Below are 24,461 nucleotides of genomic sequence, written 5' to 3' on the forward strand. Positions count from 1 at the left end.
GAGGAGGGAGCGCTCAGCGACGAGGAGGCCGCGAGCGGGTCCCGTTCGGCAGGAGCGTCCTCCCACTGCCGCTGCTGGGGGGAGGAGCCGGCCGGGGGGTTCCACACGACCGTCGCGTCCGTGGCGGAGGAGGTGGACGACGAGGACGGCGGGGGAGGAGAGGCCTGCGGAGCGTCGTCGCTGTGGCCGAGGCTGGCGAGCATGGCCAGGTTCGGGTCCGCGATGGTCGCCCCGCCGTCGGCGGGCGCCTCCGCTGGACGGGGCGCGTCGTCGCGGGAGCGACGGCCACGGGACGGAGGGGCGGGCTCGTCCTCGTAGAGGTCGTCGTAGTCCTTGTCCCGCACGGCCTCCATGGCCTGCGTGGACTCGTTGCGCGTGTCGCGCCGTCCGGCGGCACGGTCGGACTCGCGGGGTTCGTCGCGGTCCCGGTCGTCGCGCTCCCCGAAGGGGGTGTCCTCCTCGTCGGCCAGGCTCGACCAGAAGGCGTTGTCCGACATGCCGTCGGAGTCGTCGCCCCAGTCGTCGTCGCGCGGGCGGCGGCCACGGGAGCGACGGGCGGGACGGGGCTCGTCCTCGTCCTCGTCCCGCGACCGGCGTTTGGCGCGTTGGCGCGGGGCCGGCTCGTCGTCGGGATCGTCGTCGCGGGCGGAGGCCCGGCGGGAACGACGCGGCCGTTCCTCGGGCTCCTCGCCGCCCTCCTCGGTCTCGTAGTCGTCGTCGTAGTCGTCGTCTCTGGCGGCGTTGGGGCCCAGAGCGCGCATGCCCAACACGACGAGGATGAGCACGACGATGATGACGACGATGGCAACAAGCGCAATGATCATGGTGAACACACCACCCTAGGCCCCATGGCCTTGTAGAGGACAACAGGTGCCACCGGCGGTGGTGATGGTACTGGCCGGTAACGGACCGCGCCCGTGACATGGGCGGCCGGACGGTCGGCCGTCCGGACCGGTCCTTCTGGCACGCGATGGAAGCCGGGGCAGCCCCGGACGTGCCCGCCGGATCCGGCGGGCTGGGAAATGGACCCCCCGGCGTGGCCGGCGAGGCGCGCCCGACCGGGCGCGGTCCGCTCTGAGGCTCGACCGCTCCGGCGCGACTGCGTACACGGAAAGAATTCGGTCATCAGAAAATCAACGGGGGGCACGGCCCCACTTTATGCATAGATGTGTGGTGCGTGCAGTGGGCGGCTGAAGACGCGTGCTGTGACCGTCCGAGGCGTGATGTCGTGAATCCGCGCCGGAGAGCCGAGGCGGAGCCGGTGACCGTGGCGGATTTCACCGCCACGTCCCCTGAGCGGCCACCGGGATCACCCACCGGTCGCGCTGAGCCGGCCCCGCGCCAGCGTGTTGCTCGCGATCGCGCCCAGCGCCTCGTCCAGTGGGGCGCTCTCGGGCAGGTCGATCTCCGAACCGAGCGCGTAGACGGTGAAACGGAACTCGTGCTCGTCGCCGTCCGACGGACAGGGGGGCTCATAGCCGGTCGCGCCGGAGCTGTTCACTCCCTGACGGCCGGGCTGGGGGACACCCCCTTCGGGAAGCTCGGGGTTCTCCGGGTCCAGGCCGTAGACCACCCAGTACACCGTGGCCCCCGCGTCGGCCTCGGGGTCGTCGACCACCACCGCGATCGACTCGGTCCCCGAAGGCAGGCCGGACCAGCGCAGCGGTGGGGAGACGCCGTCACCGTCGCAGGTGTAGCGGGCCGGGATCGTCTCGCCCTCTCGGATCATCGGGCTGGTCACGGTGATGTCGTCGGTCGTTTCGCCGTTGGCGCCGCCGGTCAGGATGCCGCAGCCGGTGGACGCGGCCAGGAGGACGGCGACCCCTCCGGTCACGACGGGCAGCCGGCGCCCTCGGGTGCGCCAGGGGACCGGAGAGAGACGTGCGACCGGGATCATGGGGCTCCTGCGAAACGCGGCGATCGGGCGGGACGGACGGACACCCGCCGGAGCGCGCCGGCCGGCCCGACAGAAAGGGCGGCGGCCCGCTCCCCGGCGGAGTTCCTTCCGAACCTTACTGCGGTCTACGCCCACGCGGACCCTGGATGCGCACAGTGCAACCGTGGCGTGACAAGGAGTCACCTCCATGTCGGCGCGGTACCGGGCGCGCGATCCGATCGGTGACCATGGAACCGTGCGGTTTTCGATCCTGGGTCCGTTGACGGTCCACGACGTGGAGGGACGCGACGTCCCCGTCGCCGGCGCCAGGTTGCGCGCGTTGCTCGTGCTGTTACTGCTGCACCCCGGTCGCGCGGTCGGCGCCGACCAGCTCGTCGACGGGATCTGGCCCGACGCCCCGCCCGCGGGTGCGGCCAACGCGCTGCAGGCCCTCGTGTCGCGGCTGCGCCGGATCCTCGGCCGGCGGGCGCCGGTGCGCGGCGAGGCCGGCGGGTACCGTTTGGAGATCCAGGCCGACCAGGTCGATCTGTGGTGTTTCGAGGAGTCGGTGCGACGGGCCCGGGCGGCCCGCGACGCCGGTGACCCGCTGGCCGCGGAGCGGGAGTACGCGGGGGCCCTCGCGCTGTGGCGGGGACCGGCGCTGGCCGACGTCGCCGGAGTCGACGCGGCCGAGGGGATCGCCATCCGGCTGTCCCGGCTGCGCCGAGCGGCCGTCGTCGAACGGTTGGAGGCCCTCGTGGACCTGGGTCGGTACGCCGAAGCCCTCCCCGACATCGAGGCCGAGGTCGCGCGCGACCCCCTGAGCGAGCCGCCGGTGGGCCTGCTCATGCGGGCACTGGCCGGCGACGGGCGGCAGGCCGAGGCGCTGACGGCCTATGAGCGGCTACGCCGTGACCTGGCCGAAGAGCTCGGTGCCGACCCGTCCCGGCCCCTGCGCGACCTGCACACACGCCTGTTGCGCGACGAAGCGGGGGGAAGGCGGCCCCCCGTTGCCGAGTCCTCGGCAACGGTCTGCCTGCCCCACCAGATGACCAGCTTCGTCGGTCGCGACACCGAGGTGGAGACGGTGATCGGGCTGCTGGCCCGGGAGCGGCTCGTCACGCTCACCGGCCCCGGAGGGGCGGGGAAGACCAGGCTGTCCATCGAGGCCGCGGCCCGTCACGCGCGGCGCTGTCGACATCGGGCCGTGGGGGTGTGGTTCGTCGAGCTGGCCCCGGTCACCGACGGCGCGGCGGTCGCCAACACGGTCCTCGCGGCGTTGGGCCTGCGGGAGCGCGCAGTGGTGGGACTGGGCGTCGGCGGGGCGATGGCCGTCTCCACCCCGTTGGAGCGGCTGCGCGAGGCCCTGACGGACCGGCCCGTCCTGCTGGTGCTGGACAACTGCGAGCACCTGGTGCGGGAGGTCGCGGAGTTCACCGCGCGCCTTCTGGCGGCCTGCCCGGAGGTACGGGTGCTCGCCACCAGCCGCGAACCGCTCGGCGTGGCGGGCGAGCACCTGGTCACCGTCGGCTCCCTTCCGCTGCCCCCGGCCGACGCGACCCCGGCCCAGGCGCTGGCCTCCCCCTCGGTGCGGTTGTTCGTCGAACGCGCCGCGGCCCTGTCACCGGGCTTCGCCGTCGACGACGAATCGGTCGGCCACGTCGTGCGGATCTGCCGCGAGCTGGACGGCATCCCCCTGGCGTTGGAGCTGGCGGCCGCCCGCGCGCGGGCCATGCCGCCGGCCCTGCTCGCCGCGCGGCTGTCGGACCGCTTCCGCCTGCTCTCCAGCGCGCAGCGCCTCGCGTCGCCTCGGCACCGGACGCTCCAGGCGGTCGTCGACTGGAGCTGGGACCTGCTCGACGACGCGGAACGGGCGCTGCTGCGGCGCCTGGCCGTGTTCGCCAACGGCGCGACGCTGGAGGCCGTGGAGCGCGTCTGCGCCGATCCCGGCGCCCCGGGGCTGGTAGGCGGACGCGACGTCTGGTCGACGCTGTTCGCCCTCGTCGACAAGTCCCTCGTCACCGTCGAGGAACGGCCGGGTGACACTCCCCAGACGCCCCGCTACCGGATGCTGGAGACGGTGCGCGCCTACGGACTGGAGCGGCTGGCCGAGGAGGGAGAGCGGGAGAGGGTGGGCGAGGTCCACGCCCGGGAGGTGCTGAGGTTGTGGACCCGGGCCGATCCACGACTGCGCGGTCCCGACCAGCTGCGCTGGATGGCGCGGCTGCACGCCGAGTGCGACAACCTCACCGCCGCGTTGCGCTGGGCCTCGGACCGGCGCGACGTCGAGCTCGGACTCGACCTGGCCCACGCGGCCCAGTGGTACTGGCAGACGAGTGGGAGGTGGTCGGACGCGGCCCGATGGTCCTCGACGCTCGTCGCGCTGGCCGGGGAGCGGCCGACCGCGGGACACGTGGTCGCCTACGCCGAATGCCTGACCGTCATGGCCGTCGACGGCGAGGACCCGGGGGAGATCGACGCGCTGCTCTCCCGCGTCGAGGAACTGATGGGGGAGGCCGGTGAGGAGCTCCAGGACCACCCCAACCTCGTCTTCGTGCCGCTCTACCACGCCCTGCTGGCCGCGGGAACGGAGGCGGTGAGCGGACTGGGCACCGTGGCCACGTTGGAGTCCGCGCTGGAACGCATCATGGCGTGGCCACGCCAGGACGACCCGTGGCTGCGGGCGATGCGGGCCTTCCTGGAGGGGATCATCTCCTTCCAGGTCGGTCGGGCCGAATACGCCCGAGAGCGGTTGACCGCGGCGGTCGAGGGGTTCCGACGGAGCGGGGACCGCTGGGGGATCGCTCAGGTGTTGACCTCGCTGGCCGAGATCCTCCGTTTCTCCGACGTCGAGGCCGAACGCGCCGCCCTGGACGAGGGCATGCGGCTGGCCGAGGAGATGGGACTGATCGACGCCGTGGCGGTCTTCCGGATCAGGTTGGCATCGGTGGAGGCCGAGCAGGGCCGTCTCGACCAGGCGTACGCGCACCTGAGGGCCGTCAGGAGGCCTGCGGACAGCGGGATCCTGGAGGGACAGCTGTCCACCGTCGTGCGGCTCGCCGAGGTCGAGGTGGCCTGGCGGGCCGGCGACCATGACCGGGCCGAGGAAGTGCTGCGCGGACTCCTGCCGGTTCCGGAGTCGACGGGGGTGGCGCTGCGGGCCCAGCTGCAGGTCATCTGGCACTGGTATCACGCCCGCGTCGCCATCGACCGCGGGCGTCATCGGGCGGCCGGTGAGCATCTCGCCGCGGCCTGGGACAGCGCCCAGGGGTTCGCGGGCGGCCCCGATCTGGCGGCTCTTCTGGAGACGGTGGCGGTGCTGTTCGTCGCCGAGGGGAGACAGGAGCGGGCCGCGACGCTCATGGGCTACGCCGAGGCGTTGCGCGGCCTGCCCGATCTGACCGGTCATGAGGCGGCACGCGTGCGCGAGGCGCTCCGGGAAGTCGACACGGCCGCGATCCACGAGCGGGCCCGCCAGGCCACGCGGGCCCAGATCATCGCCGAGGTCGACGGCTGGTTGCGCGACCACCGCCGCGCCTGCGAGGAGGGGACGGCGGGCGCGCGGCCGGCCCATCGGGAGTAGCCCGCTCGGTGGGGGCTGCCCGGGGCGAAGGCCGTGGTGCCGGCGATCGGCCGGATCGCGTCCCGCCGCGACGGCCGGGCCGTCCGGCGTCGCGTCCCCGGTGTGGGCGAGCGCGCCCCCTCCGGGCGTCCGCTCGGCCTCCACGTGTGTGGGGCCGCCGAAGGCCGCGGGAACGCCCGTGGCGGGCCGAAGACGCTGATCGTCGCCGGCGCGCGGCGACGGTCCCATGGACGTCGGGGTCGGCCAGGGAGGAACCGGGAGGAACGCGGACGTCATGACCGCCTTGGCCGTTGCCGCGACGCCCGGCGCCATCGTCGCGGTCGGCGGGCGGCGCGCCCCGTCACCGGGGATCGCGCCGTTGGGAGGCCGGGGGACGAACGGCGGCCGGCGGAAGCGCTCGACGAACCCCGTCTCGGTGACGGTGGTGGGCGCGACGCCGGTGCCGGCCGTCGCGAGGGGTGTCGGCCGCGCGGTGAGGTCGGGGACGACGCGCCCCCACTGGGCCGCCGGCCGCCCGCCGTGGCCTCGCCCGACACGGCACGAACAGGCCGGCGGAGAGGCCGCGGGCCGGGCGCGGCTCTCTTCCCCGGCCGCCGCGGATCCCGGCCGGAGCGCGTCACTTCGGCGGGAGAGCGCGCCGCGCGGCGGTTCCCGGACCAATACGGCGGCGGGATGGGGAGCGGAACCGGGTGTGGCCTCCAGCGGCGTGCCGGCGAGGCCGGCGTCGGAGGGGCGAAACGGTGGGGTCGGACCGTGGCCGCGGCCGGCCCGGCGGGGCAGGCCGGCACGGGCGCGCCACACCCTAGACTCACACGGGTGAAGACCGCCACGCTCCGCCCTCCCCGCAATCGGGTCTCGCCGCGCGCGGTCCACGTGTGGACCGTTCGCCGGGCGATGGGGGCACTGATCATGACCGCCGGGTTGGCCGCGCTGGTCTGGGCCGCCTGGTACTTCGAGTGGTCCTGGATCCCCGCCCCGATCGCCGAGCGGCTGTGGTGGATCCCCACCCTCTACGGGATCTACCAGGTCGCCGCGACGCTCGTGGTGCCCCGGTGGCGTTACCGCGTGCACCGGTGGGAGATCGCCGCCGACGTCGTCTACACCAGGGTCGGCTGGCTCAACCGGCACTGGCAGCTCGTCCCGGTCGGCCGGATCCAGACGGTGGACCACACCCAGGACTGGCTGGAGCGCCTGTTCGGGGTGGCGACCCTGGTGTTCCAGACGGCCTCCCACGAGGGCTCCTCGCGGATCGAGGGGCTGGACGCCGCGCAGGCCCGGCAGCTCTCCGAGGAGCTGGCCGCGCGCGCCGGGGAACTCAGGGACGACGCGACATGAGCGGCGAGGAGGAACGCCACGCCGCCGAGGGCCGGCCCGAACCGGAGGCCGGCGAAGGCGGGAACACGTCCCAGGAGGCCTCGCGGTCCGCGTTCGCCGCCGGATCGCAGGGGCCGGGGGAGGAGCGCTCTCCCGTGGCCGGGTCCCCGGATCCGCTGCCCCAGGCCGAACCGGAGTACCGGCTGAGCCCGCTGACGGTCATCACGGCTCCGATCCGGTACCTGAAGTCGTTCATCGTCCCGATCGCCGTGGCCCTGGTGGCCGGCAACTTCAACCCGTGGGTCCTGGGCTCCTCGGCCGCCGTCCTGCTCGGCATGCTGGTCACCGGGTTCGTCACCTGGCGGACCTTCCGCTACCGGGTCGGCGCCCAGCGGCTGGAGATCCGCAAGGGACTGCTCAACCGGTCTCGGCGGACCATCCCCCTGGAACGCATCCGTGGGGTCGATGTCACCTCCACCCTGCTGCACCGGCTGCTCGGCCTTGCCGTCGTCAAGGTCGAGGCCGCCGCGGGCGGGGGCAGTGAGGAGGAGGGCCGGCTCGACGCGGTGCCCCGGGAAGAGGCCGAGCGGCTGCGCGACGTCCTGTTGCACCGCAGGGCCGTCCTGCGCGGTGAGGAGACGCCCGGGGAGGCCGGGGCCCCGGCCGACCACGCCGCTTCGGGGGCGACGGTCCCCGAGGACGGGAACACGCCGGAGACGGACGGATCGCACGACGTCGTCTACTTCTCGATGCCGCCGGGGTGGTACCTCTACGCGGTCTTGAGCCTGGGCTACCTGCTCACCCCGTTCGCCGCGCTGGCCGCCCTGATCGGTTTCGTGGGGCAGATCGGCGGCGACCTCGGTGTCGACGTGGCGGACGAGGCCGCCGACCTCATCCCCCTCCTCATGCGCGACGGCGCGGCGCTGCTGACACTCATCGCCATCGCCGGGGTGGTGACGCTCATCCTGCTCATGCCGGTCTTCGCCGTCGTCACCTACACGGTCGGCAACTGGGGTTTCACCCTGCGGCGCCGCGACCAGTCCCTGGTCACCGAACGGGGGCTGTTCACCAGGCAGAGCGTGACCCTGGAACACCGCCGCATCCGTGGCCACGAACTCATCGACAACCCGTTGGAACGGCTGCGCCGGGCGGTGCGCCTGCGGGCGATCGTCACCGGGCTGGGGGACGTCTCGACACGCGCCGCCCTGCTGCCGATCGGCCCGCGCGAGCGGGTGCACGAGGTGGTCGAGGCGGCGTTGACGCCCTATCGGGGGACGCTGACGCCCCACCCGCCCGCCGCCCGCTCCCGCCGGCTGTTCCGCGCGATCGTGCCCTTCCTGGCGCTGGGAGCCGCCGCCGCGCTGGCGGACCTGCCCTGGGTCGCCGCGGCGTGCGTGCTGGTGGCCCTGCTGGGGGTTCCGCTGGGACTGGACCGCTACCGTTCCCTCGGGCACGGGTACGACGGCCGGCAGGTCAGCGTCAGGTCGGGGTCGCTGCGTCGGGAACAGTCCGTTGTGCGGCGCGACGCGATCATCGGTTGGAAGTGGAGCAGCAGCCCGTTCCAGCGCCGGGCCGGTCTGGCGACGCTGCGGGCCACCGTCGGGGCCGGGCGGGGCGGCTACGACGCGATCGACGTCGGGTTCGCCGCCTCCGTGGCGTTCGCCCAGGAGGTGACGCCGGAGATGGTGCGGCCCTTCCTGGCCGAGGGGGACGCGGACGGAGGGGAGCCGCCGCTCACCGGGGGCGACGGCGGGCCCCGGCCGATCGGGTGATCGGCCGCGGGCTCACTCGGGCTTCTTCGCCCCGAACATGATCTCGTCCCACGACGGGACCGAGGCGCGTCGGCCACGTCCCTTGCGACGGGCCGCCTGGGCGCCGCCCCCGCCCGCGGCCGCGGCGGGCAGCGAGGTCTCCTCCTCGGGGGAGGGGGCGGGGTGGCGTGCGGGCTGCTCGGTCCGGGCCGCCGGCGCGGCCGGGTCCGAGGGGTCGGTGGCGGCGGGGCGGGAGGCCGGGGCGGAGTCGGCCACGGGCGAGACCGGGCGGACGAGCTCGGGGGTGATCGAGACGCGGCCGGAAGACGAGGCGGCGGGAGCCGGCGGCGCGGCCTCCCCTTCGAGGTCGGCCGGGGGCGAGGAGGGCTCGCCCGTCGCGGCCGGGGCCTCGCGCGTGGGCTGACGGCGGGGCACGAAGGGGGTCACGTTCGCGCTTCCCGGCCCGAGGTCCAGCGGTTCCTCGGGGACGGGGGAGGAGAAACGGGCGGCCTCGTCGTCGGCCGGGGTCACACAGCGGCGGCGTGGCTCATAGATCCAGTGGGCCAGTCGGGCCTCGCCGTCGGACAGGAAGGACAGTTGCACCTGCCAGGCCCCGTCCTCGCGTTTCCAGGAGTCCCACGTGGCGTCGCCGGTCTCGATCTGGTGCTGGCCGACGCGCTCGGCGACGATGTCGCCCAGGACCGGACCGGGGGCGGCGTCGCCCTGCCGGCGTACGGTGGCGCGCTGCGCCTGCTGGGCCATGTACTCGCGTTCCTGTAGCACCGGACCCTCGAACCAGCGCACACGCTCGATCGGGATGCCGGCGGCCTCGGCGATGGCCTCCGCGGTCTCACCGGCGCGGATCCTGGCCTGGATCTCCTTGGGGCGCAACGGATTCTCCACTTCGATCTCGTACTGGCCGAGCCGGGAGAACTGGCCGCGCACGGCGGCGCGGAGACGGTCGTCAACGGGCAGCGTGAAACGGGTCCCCCGGCCGGCGCTGGCCAACACCAGGTAGGTGCCGTCCTCGCTGACGGCGACGAGGCGGAGCTCCTGCATCGCCCTCCCTTTCGCGTCCCGTCGAGGGTAGGTCCTAAGCCATCCCCCATGTCTCAAGTGTCGTCGGCGTACGCCCGTTCGGCCAGTACCCCGTCCGGCATGTCCGAACCGCGCGGCCGTGGGACCGTCGGTGCCGCCCGCCGTCGCGATGCTGAAACGGCGGGGATGTGGCCCTGCCGTCCCCCATCTTGACATGGGCGGCCTCCCCATCCCCGTCAGCCGGGAACGGTTTCGGTCCGTCGGGTCTTGACGCCTGACGGCGATGCTATCTCCCGCCGGGCACCACCGCCCGATAGGTCCACTCCGTCGGGAACTTCCGCCCCTTTCGCCGGGAAGCAGGAGCTCATCGCGGGACTGAACGCAAATCGACACGCCGTATGCTGCGCAAAGGTGATCTATCAAATCTCTTTTGGTTATCGGAACATCGATGGGCGCGGCGGAAGTTGTCCACTTATGGACGAGAAGCGCCGGCGACGGCCGGCGTCCGCAAACGGGGCACGCCACCCCGACGAGCAACGGGGAGACCACCGCGTCCGGCGCGGTGACGGAGGGGGAGGATGAGCGAAGGCCAGGACGAGAAGAAGAGAAAACGCATCGACCTGAGCATGTCGCAGGTGGTCGGTGGCGGTCTGGCCACGCTGACCGCGGCGACCGCGGCGTCCTACCTCGGTGTCTACGGCACCATCATCGGCGCCGCGGTCATGAGCGTCATCAGCACCGCGGGGACCGCGGTGGTCCAGCACTTCCTGAGCCGAAGCGGGGACAAGGCCCGTGACTTCGCCGGACGCGCGCACCTGACCAGGAACCGGCGGCCGGAACCGCGCAGCGCCACCGAGGAGTTGCGCGCCGCGGGGCCGGGGCGGGTCGGCGACGCCGACACGCTGCTGGCGGCGACGACCGAGATCGGCGAGACATCCGCCGAGAGGGACGACCCCGCCACCCGGGTGCTCCCCACGGTGGGAGACGCCGCTCCCACGACCGTCTTCCCGGCGACCGGGCGGACGGAGGGACACGACGCCACCGAGCTGCTCGCCACGGGACGGAAGACGGGCGCGGCCCGTCCCGACGCCCCCGATGGGGAATTCCCGGACGAGCGCGTGGACCGGGGAGGGCCGGACAGCCGCACCTGGTGGCGGCGCAAGGAGATCATCATCCCCGCGGTGGGGATCTTCCTGTTGGTCATGGCCGTCATCACCGCGTTCGAGCTGTTCTCCGGCCGGACGCTGACGGCGACCGTGCACGGACAGGACGGCCGGTCCGCGCCCTCGTTGCTGGGCGGCAACGCGGCGCAGTCCACGGAGGAGACCCCCTCCCAGGAGACCGGGCCCGACACGGGCATCGAGGACCAGCAGGAGCCGACCGGCCAGCCCACCACGGCCCCCACCGAGGCGCCCGGAGGCCAGGGCGGTCCCTGGGGACAGCAGGACGAGTCCACCGATCCCACGGCCCCCGCGACCCCGGGAGACGAAGGCGACCCGACCGGCGCACCCACCGCGCCGGGGTCGGGCGAGACCGGGGACGGCACGTCCGGGCAGGACGGCCAAGGAGGCCAGGACGGGCAGGACGGCCTTGACGGCGGCGCCGACGAAGGCGCCGGAGGCGGCGGCCAGGGGAGCGGGGCGTTCCCACCGGCCGCTCCGCAGCAGCAGGGCCAGCCGGTGCCGTGACGCACCGGTGGGCGACGCGAGAGGCCGGGCGCCGCTCCCCGCGGGGAGCGGCGCCCGGCCGCCTGTCAGGGCCCGAACACCTGGTCCAGGTAGGCGTTGGCGAACCTGCGCTCGGGGTCGACCCGTTCCCGCACCTCCAGCGCGTCGCCCAGCCGCGGATAGACCGATTCGAGATAGGCGCGGTCGCGGGTGTGGATCTTGCCCCAGTGGGGCCGTCCGCCGACCTCCGTGAAGATCGGCTCCAGGTCGCCGAAGTACTCCAGGTAGGGGGAGCCCCGGTAGACGTGGACGGCGACGTAGGCGGTGTCACGGCCATAGGCGGTGGACAGCCACACGTCGTCGGCGGGGGCGAAGCGCACCTCGATGGGGAAGCCGATCCGGTGGTCGCCGCGCTTGAGCACCGCGCGGATCCTGCGCAGGACCTCGCGCAGGTGATCGGCCGGGATCGCGTACTCCATCTCGACGAACCGCACCCGGCGGGGGCTGGCGAACACCCGGTACGAGGCGTCGGTGTAGGAGCGCGCCGACAGCGCGCGCGCCGACACCTGGTTGATCGCGGGGATCGCCCGAGGCGCCCGCCGTCCCAGCCGGTTGACCACCTCGAACACCGAGTTCGACAGGAACTCGTCGTCGAACCAGGCGCGGAACGAGGACAGCGGGTCGGCCGGTCCGGCCACGCGGTTGTTGCGCTTGGTGTTGGTCAGACCCGTGTGCGGGAACCAGAAGAACTCGAAGTGGTCGTTGTCCGCGCGCAGTTCCTCCAGCCGTTCCAGGACCTCGTCCAGCGGCATGGGCTCCTCACGGGCGTGCAACAGGAAGGCCGGCTCCACCGCCATCGTCAGCGCGGTCACGATCCCGAAGGCCCCCAGCCCCACCCGGGCGGCGTGGAACAGCTCGGGTTCCTCCCGGGGCGAGCAGGTGACGACCCGCCCGTCGGCGAGCACCATCTCCAGGGCGCGCACCTGCGCCGCCAGCCCGCCGGCGTCGCGTCCGGTGCCGTGCGTGCCGGTCTGGACCGCCCCGGCCATGGTCTGCACCGCGATGTCGCCCATGTTCGCCAGTGCCAGGCCCCGGGCCGCGAGCGCCTCGTTGAAGTCGCACAGGGGCCTGCCCGCCTCGACGGTGGCGGTGCCGGCTTCGAGGTCGACCGAGCGCAGCGCGGTCAGCGCGCTGGGGGCCAGGAGGAGCCCGTCGGTGAGGGCCACCCCGGTGAAGGAGTGTCCCGTGCCGACCATGCGTACCCGCAGACCCTCCGCCGCCGCCGATCGCAGCGCCGTGACCACGTCAGCGGTGCTGTTGGGAACGGTCCACCGCTGAGGAACCGTCTCGTAGGTGCCCGACCATGTGCGCCACGTCACATTCGTCATGGTCCAGGAGGCTACACACGCCGGGCGCCAGGGGATAGGGTCACCGGCCCGGGTGACCTCCATTACGCCGGGTCACGGCTTTGTCGTGGCCGTGACCTGGTTTCATGGAGACCATGAGGCCCTACGACGCGTTTCTGCTCATCTCTTTCGGCGGCCCGGAGAAGACCGACGACGTCATCCCCTTCCTGGAGAACGTCACCCGCGGCCGCGGCATCCCCCGTGAGCGGCTGGCCGAGGTCGGCGAGCACTACTTCCTCTTCGGTGGTGTGAGCCCGATCAACCAGCAGTGCCGGGACCTGATCGACGCCATCCGCGCCGATTTCGACGCCGCGGGCGTCGACCTGCCGATCTACTGGGGCAACCGCAACTGGGACCCCTACCTGACCGAGACGGTCGCGCAGATGGCCAAGGACGGGGTGCGGCGGGTCGTCGCCCTGGCCACCTCGGCCTACAGCAACTACTCCAGCCACCGCCAGTACCTGGAGGACATCGACCGCGCCCGCGAGGCGGTCGGCCCCGACGCCCCGCAGATCGACCTGATCCGCCCCTACTTCGACCACCCGGGGTTCATCGACTCCTTCGTCGACCACACCCGGGCCGCGCTGGACCGCCTGCCCGCCGACCTGCGCGGCGAGGCCCGCCTGCTCTACTCCGCGCACTCCATCCCCATCGCGATGGCCCAGGCCAGCGGCGACCCGCGGCGTGAGCACGGCCCCGAGGGCGCCTACGTCGACCAGCTCGCCGAGGTGGCCCGGCTCATCACCGAGAGGGTCGGCGGGGAGCACGCCTATGACCTCGTCTACCAGAGCCGCAGCGGCCCGCCCAGCCAGCCGTGGCTGGAACCCGACATCAACGACCGGATGGAGGAGCTGGCCGCCGAGGGGGTCAAGGCCGTCGTCGTGGTGCCCTACGGCTTCGTCTCCGACCACATGGAGGTCAAGTACGACCTCGACGTCGAGGCGGTGGCCACCGCCGAGCGGCTCGGCCTGCGGATGGAGCGGGCGTTGAGCCCGGGCACCCATCCCGCGTTCGTGGCGATGGTCCGCGACCTGGTCGAGGAACGGGCCGAGGGACGCGAGCCCGCGGGGCTGAGCCGGCTCACCCGCGAGTGCCACGACTGCCCGCCGGACTGCTGCAAGCTCCGCTGACCCCGGCCGCCGCGCACATCCCATGGTCGGACGCCGCTCTGTCGAGCGTCCGACCGGTCCCGATAGGGTCGGAGGGATCCGGTGCCGGAGAACGGGGGTTGTCGTGGCTCGTCCTTGGTATGAACTGTCGGAGTACGTCCGGCTACGGCGGGTGGGGGGACTGCGTCTCTCACCGGACGGGACACGCCTGGTCGCCCCCGTCAGCGAGCTGAAGCCCGATGGGAAGTCGTTCGGCACCGCGCTGTGGGAGATCGACCCGCGCGGCCAGGCCGGAGCGCGCCGGCTGACCCGCTCCGCCGAGGGCGAGTCCGCGCCCTGCTTCCTGCCCGACGGCTCGCTGCTGTTCACCTCCAAGCGTCCCGACGCCCAGGCCGAAACCACCGACGCCTCCGTGCCCGGGCTGTGGCTGCTACCCGCGGACGGGGGCGAGGCCAGGCAGGTCGCCGCGCGTCCGGGCGGGATCGGCGCGGTCGCGGTGGCCGCCGAGGCGGGCACGGTCGTCTTCGCCTCCGCGACCTTCCCCGGTGCCGCCGACGCCGAGGCCGACGAGAAGGCGCGCGCGGCGCGGACGGACGCGGGGGTCACGGCGATCCTGCACGAGGAGCACCCCGTGCGCTTCTGGGACCACGACCTGGGGCCGGCTCGGCCGCGGCTGTTCGCCGCCGACCCGCCCGCCACCCCCGACGAGCCGCTGGGACCCCGGCGCGACCTCACCCCCGAACCGGGCAGCGCGCTGGAGGGGACGGCGCACGAGGTCACGCCGGACGGGCGGACCGTCGTCACCTCCTGGGCCGTCCCCGACGGCCCGGGAACGCACCACCACGACCTCGTCGCGATCGACCTGGCGACGGGGGAACGGAGGAGCGTCGCCGAAGGGGGCCCCGGCCGCGACTTCGACGGTCCGCGCGTCTCCCCGGACGGCACCCGCGTGGCCGCGATCCACTCCTTCGACGGCGACTACGACAACGAGGTCCGTGACGCCACGCTGTGGGTGGTCGACCTCGCCACCGGTGAGGGACGCGACGTGCTGGCCGGACACGAGCTGTGGCCCCTGGCCCTGGCCTGGGCGCCCGACTCCTCCGCGGTCTACTTCACCGCCGACCATGCGGGGCGCCGTCCGATCTTCCGAGTGGACCTCGCCACCGGCGACCTCCTCAGGCTCACCGCCGACGACGGCGCCTACAGCGAACTGTGCCCCGCCCCCGACGGGCGGACGCTGTACGCGCTGCGCGACTCCTGGGACGAGCCCCCCACCCCGGTCCGCCTGGCTGCCGATGAGGCCGGACAGGAGCCGGTGCGGCTGCCCGGCCCGGAGCTGCCCTTGGAGATGCCGGGGCGGCTGACCGAGGTCGAGACGACCGCGGACGACGGGACCCGGATCCGCGCCTGGCTGGTCCTGCCGCCCGGCGCCTCGGCGCAGTCGCCCGCCCCCCTGCTGTTGTGGGTGCACGGTGGCCCCTACATGAGCTTCAACGCCTGGTCGTGGCGGTGGAACCCGTGGCTGCCGGCCGCCCGGGGATACGCCGTCCTGCTGCCCGACCCCGCCCTGTCCACCGGGTACGGTCAGGACATGCTCCGCCGGGGCTGGGGCCAGTGGGGGCCGCGCACCTTCGCCGACCTGATGGCGATCACCGACGCGGCGGTCGCCCGCGACGACATCGACGCCGGGCGCACCGCGGCGATGGGCGGCTCCTTCGGCGGCTACATGGCCAACTGGATCGCCGGGCACACCGACCGTTTCAAGGCGATCGTCACCCATGCCTCCCTGTGGGCCCTGGACGGCTTCCACGCCACCACCGACTCCCCGCCGGTGTGGATGCGCGAGTTCGGGGATCCGCGCACCCAGCCGCAGCGCTACGAGCTGAACTCCCCCCACCGCCACGTCGCGGCCATCCGCACCCCGATGCTCGTCATCCACGGCGACAAGGACTACCGGGTCCCCATCGGCGAGGGGCTGCGGCTGTGGTGGGACCTCGTCAGCCACCGGGTCGACGCGAAGTTCCTGTACTTCCCGAGTGAGAACCACTGGATCCTGTCCCCGGGCAACATCAGGGTCTGGTACGAGACGGTGTTCGCGTTCCTGGACCACCACGTGCAAGGCAAGGAGTGGCGCCGTCCCGACCTGCTGTGACCCCGCAGCGCGCCGGGAAACGCCACGATCGTGAGGGGAGAAGCATGACCACGTCCGCATCGGCGACCGATCCGCGGGAGCTGCTGACATTGGCGGTGGAGGCCGCCGAGCACGCCGGCCGGCTGGCCGCCGAGGGCCAGGCCAAGGTCGGGGTGCTCGCCACCAAGTCGACGCCCACCGATGTCGTCACCGAGATGGACCGCGCCGCCGAACGCCTGATCCGCGAGCGCCTGCTCGGCGCGCGGCCGGGCGACTCGCTGCTGGGCGAGGAGGGGGGTGCCAGCGGTGGCTCCAGCGGGGTGCGCTGGATCGTCGACCCGATCGACGGGACCGTCAACTACCTCTACGGGCGGGCGGAATGGGCGGTCAGCATCGCCGCGGAGGTCGACGGCGAGGTCGTCGCGGGTGTGGTGGCCGCCCCCGTCCTCGGCGAGGTCTACACGGCCGTGCGCGGTCAGGGCGCCTGGTGCGCGGGGGAGCGGCTGCGCGTGAACGAGGGGGTTCCGCTGGAGATGGCGCTGGTCGCGACCGGCTTCGGCTACGCCGCGTCGCGGCGTGCCCACCAGGCCCGGGTGCTGAGCGAGGTCCTGCCCCGGGTGCGCGACATCCGCAGGGCCGGCGCGGCGGCGTTGGACCTGTGCGCGCTGGCCCACGGCCGGATCGACGCCTACTACGAGCGCGGACTCAACCCGTGGGACTGGAGCGCCGCCGCGCTGGTGGCCGAGGAGGCCGGAGCCAGGGTGGGCGGACTCGACGGGGCGCCGGTCGGCCCGGATCTCGCGATCGCGGCCGCCCCCGGCCTGTTCGAGGCCCTGCACGACCTGCTGGCGCCCCTGGGGGCCGACACCGATGGCGGGGACGGCCGGTAACGGGCCGCACGCGGCCGGCCGGGACCTGGGGTGGGTCCCGGCCGGCCGTACGCCCTGGGGTGTCGGGTGATCGCTAGGCGCAGTGGGGGTCGATCCCGTTGCGGACGGCGATGCGATGCAGGTCTTCGAGTTCCGACGCATGGGCGTCGACAAGGAACTCGTCTCCGGCCGCGCGAGCGGCTTGGAGGGAAACGGAGATCTCGGCGATACGGACGCGGAGCTCCGCCAGAAACTCGCCCATCATCACACTCCTCTCACCACATGGACAGCGGTTGCTGGGCATACCCATGTGAGGTCTTGGCTCAAACCTTGACTTTGGTCCTCTCCTGACCGGAGACGACCGGGCCCCAGCGTGTGGGGAGGGGGCGCCGACCCTGGGAATCGGTCCCCTGTTGGGCTCTTCCAGGGTGGCATGCGCCACAAACACCCGTTTGTTCTATTTCTTATTTCTTTCTTATCCCGGATGTGTCAGATTTGAGATGTGCGGGGTGAACGTCGCTGCCGGTGTGTTGGGGGATGCGCCGGCAGCGACTCCGTTCTTCCAGGGGCAGGAGCGCTCCCGGGAACGTTTCGAGACCACCGCGCCCTAGTCGCCTCCCCCTCGAAGGGGATAGCCTGACCTGCGTGTTCACCGACCTGTGGGTGAGGGATGGTTTACTCCATCCTTATCCGAAGTGTGGGAGAACGGTAGACGCAGCCGGGGGTTGACGCCGCTGCCGGTGTGTTGGGGGATGCGCCGGCAGCGGCCAGACCGGCCGGCGCGCCGTGGAAACGAAGGACGAAGTGCGCGTACTGGTGGTCGAAGACGAGCAGGTCCTCGCCGACGCGGTGGCCGTGGGCCTACGGCGGGAATCAATGGCCGTCGACGTCGTTTACGACGGAGACAGCGCCCTGGAGCGCGCGAGCGTCAACGACTACGACGTCATCGTGCTCGACCGCGACCTCCCCGGAACCCACGGGGACGACGTGTGCCGCTCCCTGGCCGCCGAGAGCTACCCCGGACGCATCCTCATGCTCACCGCGGCGGGCGAACTCGACGACAAGGTCACCGGACTGACCATCGGCGCCGACGACTACATGGCCAAACCCTTCGCGTTCGCCGAACTCATCGCGCGGGTCCGGGCGCTGGGCCGCCGAGCGGCGCCGCCCCTGCCGCCGGTGCTGCGCCGCAACGGCGTCACCCTCGATCCGGCCAACCACACGGTGCAGCGCGACGGCCGCGACATCGCGCTGACCCCCAAGGAGTTCGCGGTCCTCGAGGTGCTGATGCGCGCCAACGGGACCGTCGTCAGCGCCGAGGGCCTGCTGGAGAAGGCCTGGGACGAAAACGCCGACCCGTTCACCAACGTGGTGCGCGTGACCGTCATGACACTGCGCAAGAAGCTCGGTGAGCCGCAGGTCATCCACACCGTCCCGGGCGCGGGGTACCGGATTTGACCCCGGGCGCGCAGCCGGGGCAGCCCCGCGAGGGCGACGGGGCGTCCGTCCCCCCCGGCGAGGTCCCGCCCACCCCGCCGGGCGACACCGGGACGTGGCGGCGCCTGGTGACGCCCTCCGTCGAGTTGGCCTCCTCCCCGCGGTCGTCGATGGTCCGCAGGGTCGGCCACCTGACCGACAACATCAGCCTGCGGATGCGCCTGACGCTGATCTACGGCGCGCTCTTCTTCGCCGCGGGCTCGCTGCTGGTGCTGCTCAACTACGTCATCGTCGCCACGGTCCTGGACAGCCTGGAGTTCACCGTCGCGCCCGGTTACGACTTCGATCCGGCCGTGGTGGAACAGGGCAAGAACGACTTCATCGAGGGCGTGCTCGGCGAGCTCACCCGTTTCTCCATCTTCGCCCTGGTCACCGTGGGGCTGCTGGCGCTGGTGCTCGGTTACGCCGTCGCCGGGCGCGCGCTGTCGCCGTTGCACAAGATCACCCGCATCGCGCGCCGGTTGTCGGAACGCTCCCTGCACGAGCGCATCGCCCTGAGCGGCCCCGATGACGAGATCCGCGAGCTGGCCGACACCTTCGACGCGATGCTGGAGCGTCTGGACCGGGCCTTCGACGGTCAGCGGCGGTTCGTCGCCAACGCCTCCCACGAGTTGCGCACCCCCCTGGCCATCAACCGCACCCTCCTGGAGGTCGCGCTGGCCGACCCCGAGGCGTCCAGCGACCTCAAGACGGTGGGCCGTACCCTGCTGGAGACCAACTCCCGGCACGAACGCCTCATCGACGGCCTGCTCTTCCTCGCCAAGAGCGACCGCGAGCTCGATGTGCGCACCGGCGTCGACCTGGGCGAGGTCTCCAGGACCGTGCTCAGCCAGCTCTCCGGCGAGATCGAGGCGTCCGGCCTGACCCTGCGCTCGGACCTGCGCGGGGCCCCCGTCATCGGCGACCCCGTGCTGCTGGAGCGGCTCGTCGCCAACCTGGTGGAGAACGCGCTGCGCTACAACGTCCCCGACGGGGAGATCACCGTCCGTTCGGGGATCAACGAAGGCGCCCCCGCCGTCCAGGTCGAGAACTCCGGTCCGGTCATCCCCGCCTACGAGATCGAGGGACTGTTCGAACCCTTCCGGCGCGGCTCCGGCGACCGCGTCCGGTCCAACAAGGGAGCCGGGCTGGGGCTGTCCATCGTCCGCTCGGTCGTGCGCGCCCACGGCGGTTCGGTGACGGCCTGGCCGCGTTCGGGCGGCGGCATCGTCGTGACCGTCCGCTTCCCCCAGGACACGCATCGGACGGACACGGAGAGTCCGCACTGAGACGGTCGCGGGTCCTTCGCAAGGCCCCCGAAGACCGGTGATACCGATACGTGTCCGATGACACGGGCCCGCGCGGTCCGAACCGGTCGCGGGGATAGGTATGCTCTCCCGGGCGTGGACACGGCGAGAATTCTCCCGCCGTCAACGTGCCCGTCCTGACCTCGTCACCTGCCGTGAGTACCCGCCTCAGGCCGGTGCGGTGAAGGACGCGAGAAAAGGTCGAAATCCTTCTGGCGTTGGGTAGCACATGGGAATGGACCGGGCCGCGGAGAGGTTTCCGTTGACCGTGTCCGGCCATCACGCGCTGCCATCGGGTGCGACCGCATCCGGGAGGGGTCACAGTCCACTTACGCCACGGGATTTTTCAAGCCGATTTGGGCACAAGATACGTCTCTCAAGCGTTACACCCGCGCGATGAGGCATAGATCGAGGGGGATGGAGTAAGGAAGATGGCCACCGACTACGACAGCCCGCGTAAGACCGATGAGGACCTGAACGAGGACAGCCTGCAGGAGCTGCAGGCCCGCCGGGTGGACAAGGGCACCAGCACCATCGACGTCGACCCCGACGAGGTCGCCGAGGGCATGGAGCTGCCGGGTGCCGACCTGTCCGGTGAGGAACTCGCCGTGCGAGTGCTGCCGCGCCAGGCGGACGAGTTCACCTGCTCGCGCTGCTTCCTGGTGCACCACCGCAGCCAGCTCGCCGAAGAGCGGAACGGCCAGCTCGTGTGCAAGGAGTGTGCCGCCTGAAAGGGCGGGGTCCCTCTCCGTCGCCTCGAAGGCCAAATCCGCAGTGGCGCACGATGCGCTCCCGGTGAACCGGGAGCGCATCGTCGTTTCCGGGGGAATGTCACGCTTCCGGCGGGCACCTTCGGCGCGTCGCCTACGTTGGGGTGGACAGAACAGGCCATCGAAGGGATGAGGACGTGACCACTGGGAACGGACCGACCGGAGGATCCGATCACGGGCGGGAGCCCGAACAGGTCGATGGTCCCGGCGGCGACCTGGTCCCCGCCGCCGACGGCGACGTCGGCGCGCTGGTCGCCCGCATCGTCGAAGAGGACACCGGGGAGGACGGCAAGGAGCGCCGCGTCCGGCTGCTCGCCCGATTGAGCGGGGCCCTGGCCGGCAGCGCCCGATCGGCCGGCGCCGCGGGGGTCGCGGGAGGACGCTGGATCACCGACCTGTTCACCGACGAGATCGCGCCGCGCCTGCCCATCCGCGACGCCGAGACCCTCAGCCGCCACCACGGCGGACTAACCGGCGAGGAACTCGCCGACGCGCTGGTGCGCAACGCGGCGCGGGCCACCGCCGCGGTCGGCGCGGCCGGAGGGGCGCTGGCGGCCGTGCAGTTCACCGCGCCGCCCCTGTTGCTGACCGCCCCCGCCCAGATCGCGGCCGAGACCGTGGTCGTCGCCTCGATCGAGGTCAAGCTGATCGGCGAGCTGCACGAGGTCTACGGCCGGGCCGTGACGGGCGGGCCGCTCCAGCGCACCTCCGGCTACCTGGTCTCGTGGGCCAAGCGACGCGGTATCGATCCGCTACAGGGCGCCGAATCCCTCACCGTCGCCCTGGGGGCCGCGGCCAAGACCGCGCTGCGCAACCGGCTCATGAAGCTCATGGGACGTCACCTGACCACACTGGGCCCCTATCTGACCGGCGCGGTCGCCGGCGGGACCCTCAACCGCGCCGGGACCCTGGCCCTGGCCCGGGCGGTCCGCACCGACCTGCGCTCGACGGGGCTGGCCGGCGGCTCTCCCACCCGCCCGGTGGCGCCCTCACGGATGCGTCTGCTGCCGCGCTCCCGGCGCGACTAGGGCGCGGGTGGGGCGCCGGGGCGCCCCACCCGCGCGGCCCCCGCTACAGCGGCAGCTCCTCGATGTCGCGGTGGCGACGTGGCGCGAAGCGCTTGTGGGTGGCGCGCACCGCGAGCACGCGGGCCACCTCCATGCCGACACCGGTCAGCACGGCCCAGCCCAGCGCCTCGGCCAGGCCGATGTCAGGGGACTCGGGGTCGATCGGGGGCTCCTTGCCCACCGCCCGGGTCCAGGCGAATGTCAAGACCTTGCGGGTCGCGTAGGCGGCCGCCAGAGCGGCGGCGCCGCCCGCGATCCGCGCGACGAGCTCACCGTCCTTGTCTGCCATGTGGATCGTCCACTTCCGTTGTCGTCGTACACGGGTATGCGGGATGTCGCCGGAAATACTGTCATGCCCCGCCGACGTGGCGCAGGGGCCCGGGCGGGTGTCGAGGTCGCCGGAGCCGGGTCCTACCGGCCCGGAGGCTGCGATGGGCGGAGCGAACACGGCCGCGAGAGCAATACCATTAGCCCTATGACCAACCGCTCCCGTTCCTTCCGCGTGCCCGACAAGCCCTCGCTCGACGGTATCGAGGCGAAATGGGTAGACGCGTGGGACGAGTCCGGCGTCTACCACTTCGACCGCACCAAGAGCCGCGAGGACGTCTACTCGATCGACACCCCGCCGCCCACGGTCTCGGGGTCGCTGCACATCGGGCACGTCTTCTCCTACACCCACACCGACACCGTGGCGCGGTTCCAGCGCATGCGGGGCAAGGCCGTCTTCTACCCGATGGGGTGGGACGACAACGGCCTGCCCACCGAGCGGCGGGTGCAGAACTACTACGGCGTCCGCTGCGACCCGTCGATCCCCTACGACCCGGACTTCACGCCGCCGGCCAAGCCCGACCCGAAGAAGCAGATCCCGATCTCGCGGCGCAATTTCATCGAGCTGTGCGACCGGCTCACCGCCGAGGACGAGAAGGTCTTCGAGAGCATCTGGCGCCGGCTGGGCCTCAGCGTCGACTGGCGCCACACCTACGCCACCATCGACACCGCCTCCCGCACGGCCGCCCAGCGGGCCTTCCTGCGCAACCTCGCCCGCGGCGAGGCCTACATGGCCGAGGCGCCCACCCTGTGGGACGTCACCTTCCGTACCGCCGTCGCGCAGGCCGAGCTCGAGGACCGGGAACGCCCCAGCGCCTACCACCGGGTGGCCTTCCACCGCCACGACGGCACGCCCGTCCACATCGAGACCACCCGCCCCGAGCTGCTGGCCGCCTGCGTCGCCCTGGTCGCCCACCCCGACGACGAGCGCTACCAGGACCTGTTCGACACCACGGTGCGGACCCCGGTCTTCGGTGTCGAGGTCCCCGTCAAGGCGCACCGCCTGGCCGACCCGGAGAAGGGCTCCGGCATCGCCATGATCTGCACGTTCGGTGACACCACCGACGTCACCTGGTGGCGGGAGCTGCAGTTGCAGACCCGCCCCATCATCGGCTGGGACGGGCGCATCGTCGCCGAGCCGCCGGCCGGTATCGACTCCCCGCAGGCGCGCGAGGCCTACGCCAGGCTCGCCGGGGCCACGGTGCACACCGCGCGCGAGCGGATGGTCGAACTCCTGCGCGCCTCCGGCGATCTCGTCGGCGAGCCCAAGCCCATCACCCACCCGGTGAAGTTCTACGAAAAGGGCGACAAGCCGCTGGAGATCGTCACGACCCGCCAGTGGTACATCCGCAACGGCGGGCGCGACGAGGAGGTCCGGTCGGCGCTGCTGGAGCGCGGCCGGGAACTCACCTGGTACCCCGGGCACATGCGGGCCCGCTACGAGAACTGGGTCGAGGGGCTCAACGGCGACTGGCTCATCAGCCGGCAGCGTTTCTTCGGCGTCCCGTTCCCGGTCTGGTATCCGCTCGACGCCGATGGCAACCCGCGCTACGACGAGCCGATCCTGCCGGAGGAGGCCGCGCTGCCGGTCGACCCCAGCTCCGACGTCCCCCCCGGCTACACCGAGGAGCAGCGCGGTGTCCCGGGCGGCTTCATGGGCGACCCCGACGTCATGGACACCTGGGCCACCTCGTCGCTGTCGCCGCAGATCGCCGGTGGCTGGGAGCGCGACGAGGACCTGTTCCAGCGCGTCTTCCCGATGGACCTGCGCCCCCAGGGGCAGGACATCATCCGCACCTGGCTGTTCTCCACGGTCGTGCGCTCCCACTTCGAGCACGCGACCCTGCCCTGGCGCAACACCGCGATCTCCGGCTGGATCCTGGACCCCGACCGCAAGAAGATGTCGAAGTCCAAGGGCAACGTCGTCACCCCGATCGACCTGCTGGAGAAGTACAGCTCCGACGCGATCCGCTACTGGGCGGCCAGCGGCCGGCTCGGCACCGACACGGCGCTGGACGAGGGGCAGATGAAGGTCGGCCGCCGGCTGTCCATCAAGATCCTCAACGCCAGCAAGTTCGCGCTGTCCGTCGCCGGCGAGGACACCGTGCCCGATCCCGCCGCGGTCACCGAGCCGCTGGACCGGGCCATGCTCGCGGCGCTCGCCGACGTCGTCGACGACGCGACCGCGGCCTTCGAGGGCTATGACCACACCCGGGCGCTGGAGCGCACCGAGCGCTTCTTCTGGGAGCTGTGCGACGACTACCTGGAGCTGGTCAAGGCCCGCGCCTATGACACCGAGTCGGCGGCCGGGGCGTCGGCCCGGGCGGCCCTGCTGATCGCGCTGTCGGCGCTGCACCGGCTGTTCGCCCCGTTCGTCCCGTTCGTCGCGGACGAGGTCTGGTCCTGGTGGCAGGAGGGCTCCGTGCACGCCGCCTCCTGGCCGGAGGTCGCGGAGTTCCGCGCTGCCGCGCAGGACGGCGACCCCGCGGTCCTGGCCGCGGCCTCGGAGGTGCTGCGTTCGGTCCGCAAGGTCAAGTCCGAGGCCAAGCTGTCCATGCGCGCCGAGGTCGAGCGGGTCGTCGTCCGGGGCAAGCAGGTGGACCGGGCCCGGCTCGCCGAGGCCGACATCGCCTCGGCCGGGCGGGCCGGCGCCATCGCCTTCGAGAGCAGCGACGACGCCGAGCTGCGCGTCGACGTCACCCTGCCCGAGGCCGAGCAGTAGATCGACCTGTCCCGCGCGGGGGCGCGCCGCCGAAGCGGTGGCGCCCCC

17 protein-coding genes and 1 pseudogene are annotated in these 24,461 nt (G+C 72.6%); 12 read left to right on the forward strand and 6 right to left on the reverse strand.

The annotated features are described in order from the left end of the window. Together B5D66_RS25515 and B5D66_RS15710 are read right to left on the reverse strand one after the other, a co-directional pair. Positions 1-824 (reverse strand): annotated as a pseudogene (locus tag B5D66_RS25515) (hypothetical protein); the annotation flags it as partial. 485 nt (positions 825-1,309) lie between these two features. After that, positions 1,310-1,897 (reverse strand): YbhB/YbcL family Raf kinase inhibitor-like protein, encoded by a 588-nt coding sequence (locus B5D66_RS15710; protein WP_078762486.1) that lies wholly within the window; start codon positions 1,895-1,897, stop codon positions 1,310-1,312. Between the two features lie 235 nt (positions 1,898-2,132). On the opposite strand from B5D66_RS15710, the gene B5D66_RS15715 reads away from it, so the two are divergent. The 3 genes from B5D66_RS15715 (at position 2,133) to B5D66_RS15725 (ending at position 8,545) form a co-directional block, all read left to right on the forward strand. Beyond that, a complete protein-coding gene (locus tag B5D66_RS15715; protein ID WP_159457274.1) occupies positions 2,133-5,459 on the forward strand; it encodes an AfsR/SARP family transcriptional regulator in 3,327 nt (1,108 codons plus the stop codon). A gap of 816 nt (positions 5,460-6,275) precedes the next feature. Further along, positions 6,276-6,794: a PH domain-containing protein gene (locus B5D66_RS15720; RefSeq protein ID WP_235001030.1), complete on the forward strand. Its 519-nt coding sequence runs from the start codon at positions 6,276-6,278 to the stop codon at positions 6,792-6,794. After that, on the forward strand, positions 6,791-8,545 hold the full coding sequence (locus B5D66_RS15725; RefSeq protein ID WP_078762489.1) for a PH domain-containing protein: 1,755 nt from the start codon (positions 6,791-6,793) through the stop codon (positions 8,543-8,545). Before B5D66_RS15720 ends, B5D66_RS15725 begins: the two co-directional genes overlap by 4 nt. 12 nt (positions 8,546-8,557) lie before the next feature. On the opposite strand, the gene sepH is transcribed toward B5D66_RS15725, so the two are convergent. After that, positions 8,558-9,583 (reverse strand): septation protein SepH, encoded by a 1,026-nt coding sequence (gene sepH, locus B5D66_RS15730; RefSeq protein WP_078762490.1) that lies wholly within the window; start codon positions 9,581-9,583, stop codon positions 8,558-8,560. A gap of 557 nt (positions 9,584-10,140) precedes the next feature. On the opposite strand from sepH, the gene B5D66_RS15735 reads away from it, so the two are divergent. Next, entirely contained in the window at positions 10,141-11,250 is a 1,110-nt protein-coding gene (locus B5D66_RS15735; RefSeq protein ID WP_078762491.1) for a hypothetical protein, read from the forward strand. A gap of 65 nt (positions 11,251-11,315) precedes the next feature. Here the strand turns inward: B5D66_RS15735 and B5D66_RS15740 are convergent, their stop codons facing one another. Next, a complete protein-coding gene (locus tag B5D66_RS15740; RefSeq protein ID WP_078762492.1) occupies positions 11,316-12,617 on the reverse strand; it encodes a D-arabinono-1,4-lactone oxidase in 1,302 nt (433 codons plus the stop codon). 113 nt (positions 12,618-12,730) lie between these two features. Between B5D66_RS15740 and B5D66_RS15745 the strand changes: the two genes are divergently transcribed. From B5D66_RS15745 to B5D66_RS15755, 3 genes are all read left to right on the forward strand, one after another. After that, the gene (locus tag B5D66_RS15745; RefSeq protein ID WP_078762493.1) at positions 12,731-13,765 is read left to right on the forward strand and encodes a ferrochelatase; all 1,035 of its coding nucleotides are present in this window, start codon (positions 12,731-12,733) and stop codon (positions 13,763-13,765) included. Between the two features lie 103 nt (positions 13,766-13,868). Beyond that, positions 13,869-15,896 carry a S9 family peptidase gene (locus B5D66_RS15750; protein WP_078762494.1) on the forward strand — a complete coding sequence of 676 codons (2,028 nt, stop codon included), beginning with the start codon at positions 13,869-13,871 and terminating at the stop codon, positions 15,894-15,896. A gap of 44 nt (positions 15,897-15,940) precedes the next feature. Further along, on the forward strand, positions 15,941-16,765 hold the full coding sequence (locus tag B5D66_RS15755) for an inositol monophosphatase family protein (RefSeq protein ID WP_078762495.1): 825 nt from the start codon (positions 15,941-15,943) through the stop codon (positions 16,763-16,765). A 73-nt stretch (positions 16,766-16,838) separates the two neighbouring features. Here B5D66_RS15755 and B5D66_RS25520 read toward each other — a convergent pair whose 3' ends face one another. Then, positions 16,839-17,009 (reverse strand): hypothetical protein, encoded by a 171-nt coding sequence (locus tag B5D66_RS25520; RefSeq protein WP_159457275.1) that lies wholly within the window; start codon positions 17,007-17,009, stop codon positions 16,839-16,841. Positions 17,010-17,548: 539 nt separating this feature from the next. Between B5D66_RS25520 and B5D66_RS15760 the strand changes: the two genes are divergently transcribed. The 4 genes from B5D66_RS15760 (at position 17,549) to B5D66_RS15775 (ending at position 21,325) form a co-directional block, all read left to right on the forward strand. Continuing rightward, positions 17,549-18,202 (forward strand): response regulator transcription factor, encoded by a 654-nt coding sequence (locus B5D66_RS15760; protein WP_078762496.1) that lies wholly within the window; start codon positions 17,549-17,551, stop codon positions 18,200-18,202. Continuing rightward, positions 18,199-19,509: a sensor histidine kinase gene (locus tag B5D66_RS15765; RefSeq protein ID WP_078762497.1), complete on the forward strand. Its 1,311-nt coding sequence runs from the start codon at positions 18,199-18,201 to the stop codon at positions 19,507-19,509. The genes B5D66_RS15760 and B5D66_RS15765 overlap by 4 nt, the downstream gene beginning before the upstream one ends. Before the next feature lie 449 nt (positions 19,510-19,958). After that, the gene (locus B5D66_RS15770; protein WP_078762498.1) at positions 19,959-20,258 is read left to right on the forward strand and encodes a DUF4193 domain-containing protein; all 300 of its coding nucleotides are present in this window, start codon (positions 19,959-19,961) and stop codon (positions 20,256-20,258) included. A 176-nt stretch (positions 20,259-20,434) separates the two neighbouring features. After that, entirely contained in the window at positions 20,435-21,325 is an 891-nt protein-coding gene (locus B5D66_RS15775) for a hypothetical protein (RefSeq protein ID WP_078762499.1), read from the forward strand. 43 nt (positions 21,326-21,368) lie between these two features. Here B5D66_RS15775 and B5D66_RS15780 read toward each other — a convergent pair whose 3' ends face one another. Beyond that, the gene (locus B5D66_RS15780; RefSeq protein ID WP_078762500.1) at positions 21,369-21,653 is read right to left on the reverse strand and encodes a DUF4235 domain-containing protein; all 285 of its coding nucleotides are present in this window, start codon (positions 21,651-21,653) and stop codon (positions 21,369-21,371) included. A 186-nt stretch (positions 21,654-21,839) separates the two neighbouring features. Here B5D66_RS15780 and valS point away from each other — a divergent pair, with 186 nt between their 5' ends. After that, positions 21,840-24,413 (forward strand): valine--tRNA ligase, encoded by a 2,574-nt coding sequence (gene valS / locus B5D66_RS15785; protein WP_078762501.1) that lies wholly within the window; start codon positions 21,840-21,842, stop codon positions 24,411-24,413. Positions 24,414-24,461 lie beyond the last annotated feature (48 nt).

Source organism: Marinactinospora thermotolerans DSM 45154 (assembly GCF_900167435.1).
Classification (GTDB): Bacteria; Actinomycetota; Actinomycetes; order Streptosporangiales; family Streptosporangiaceae; genus Marinactinospora; species Marinactinospora thermotolerans.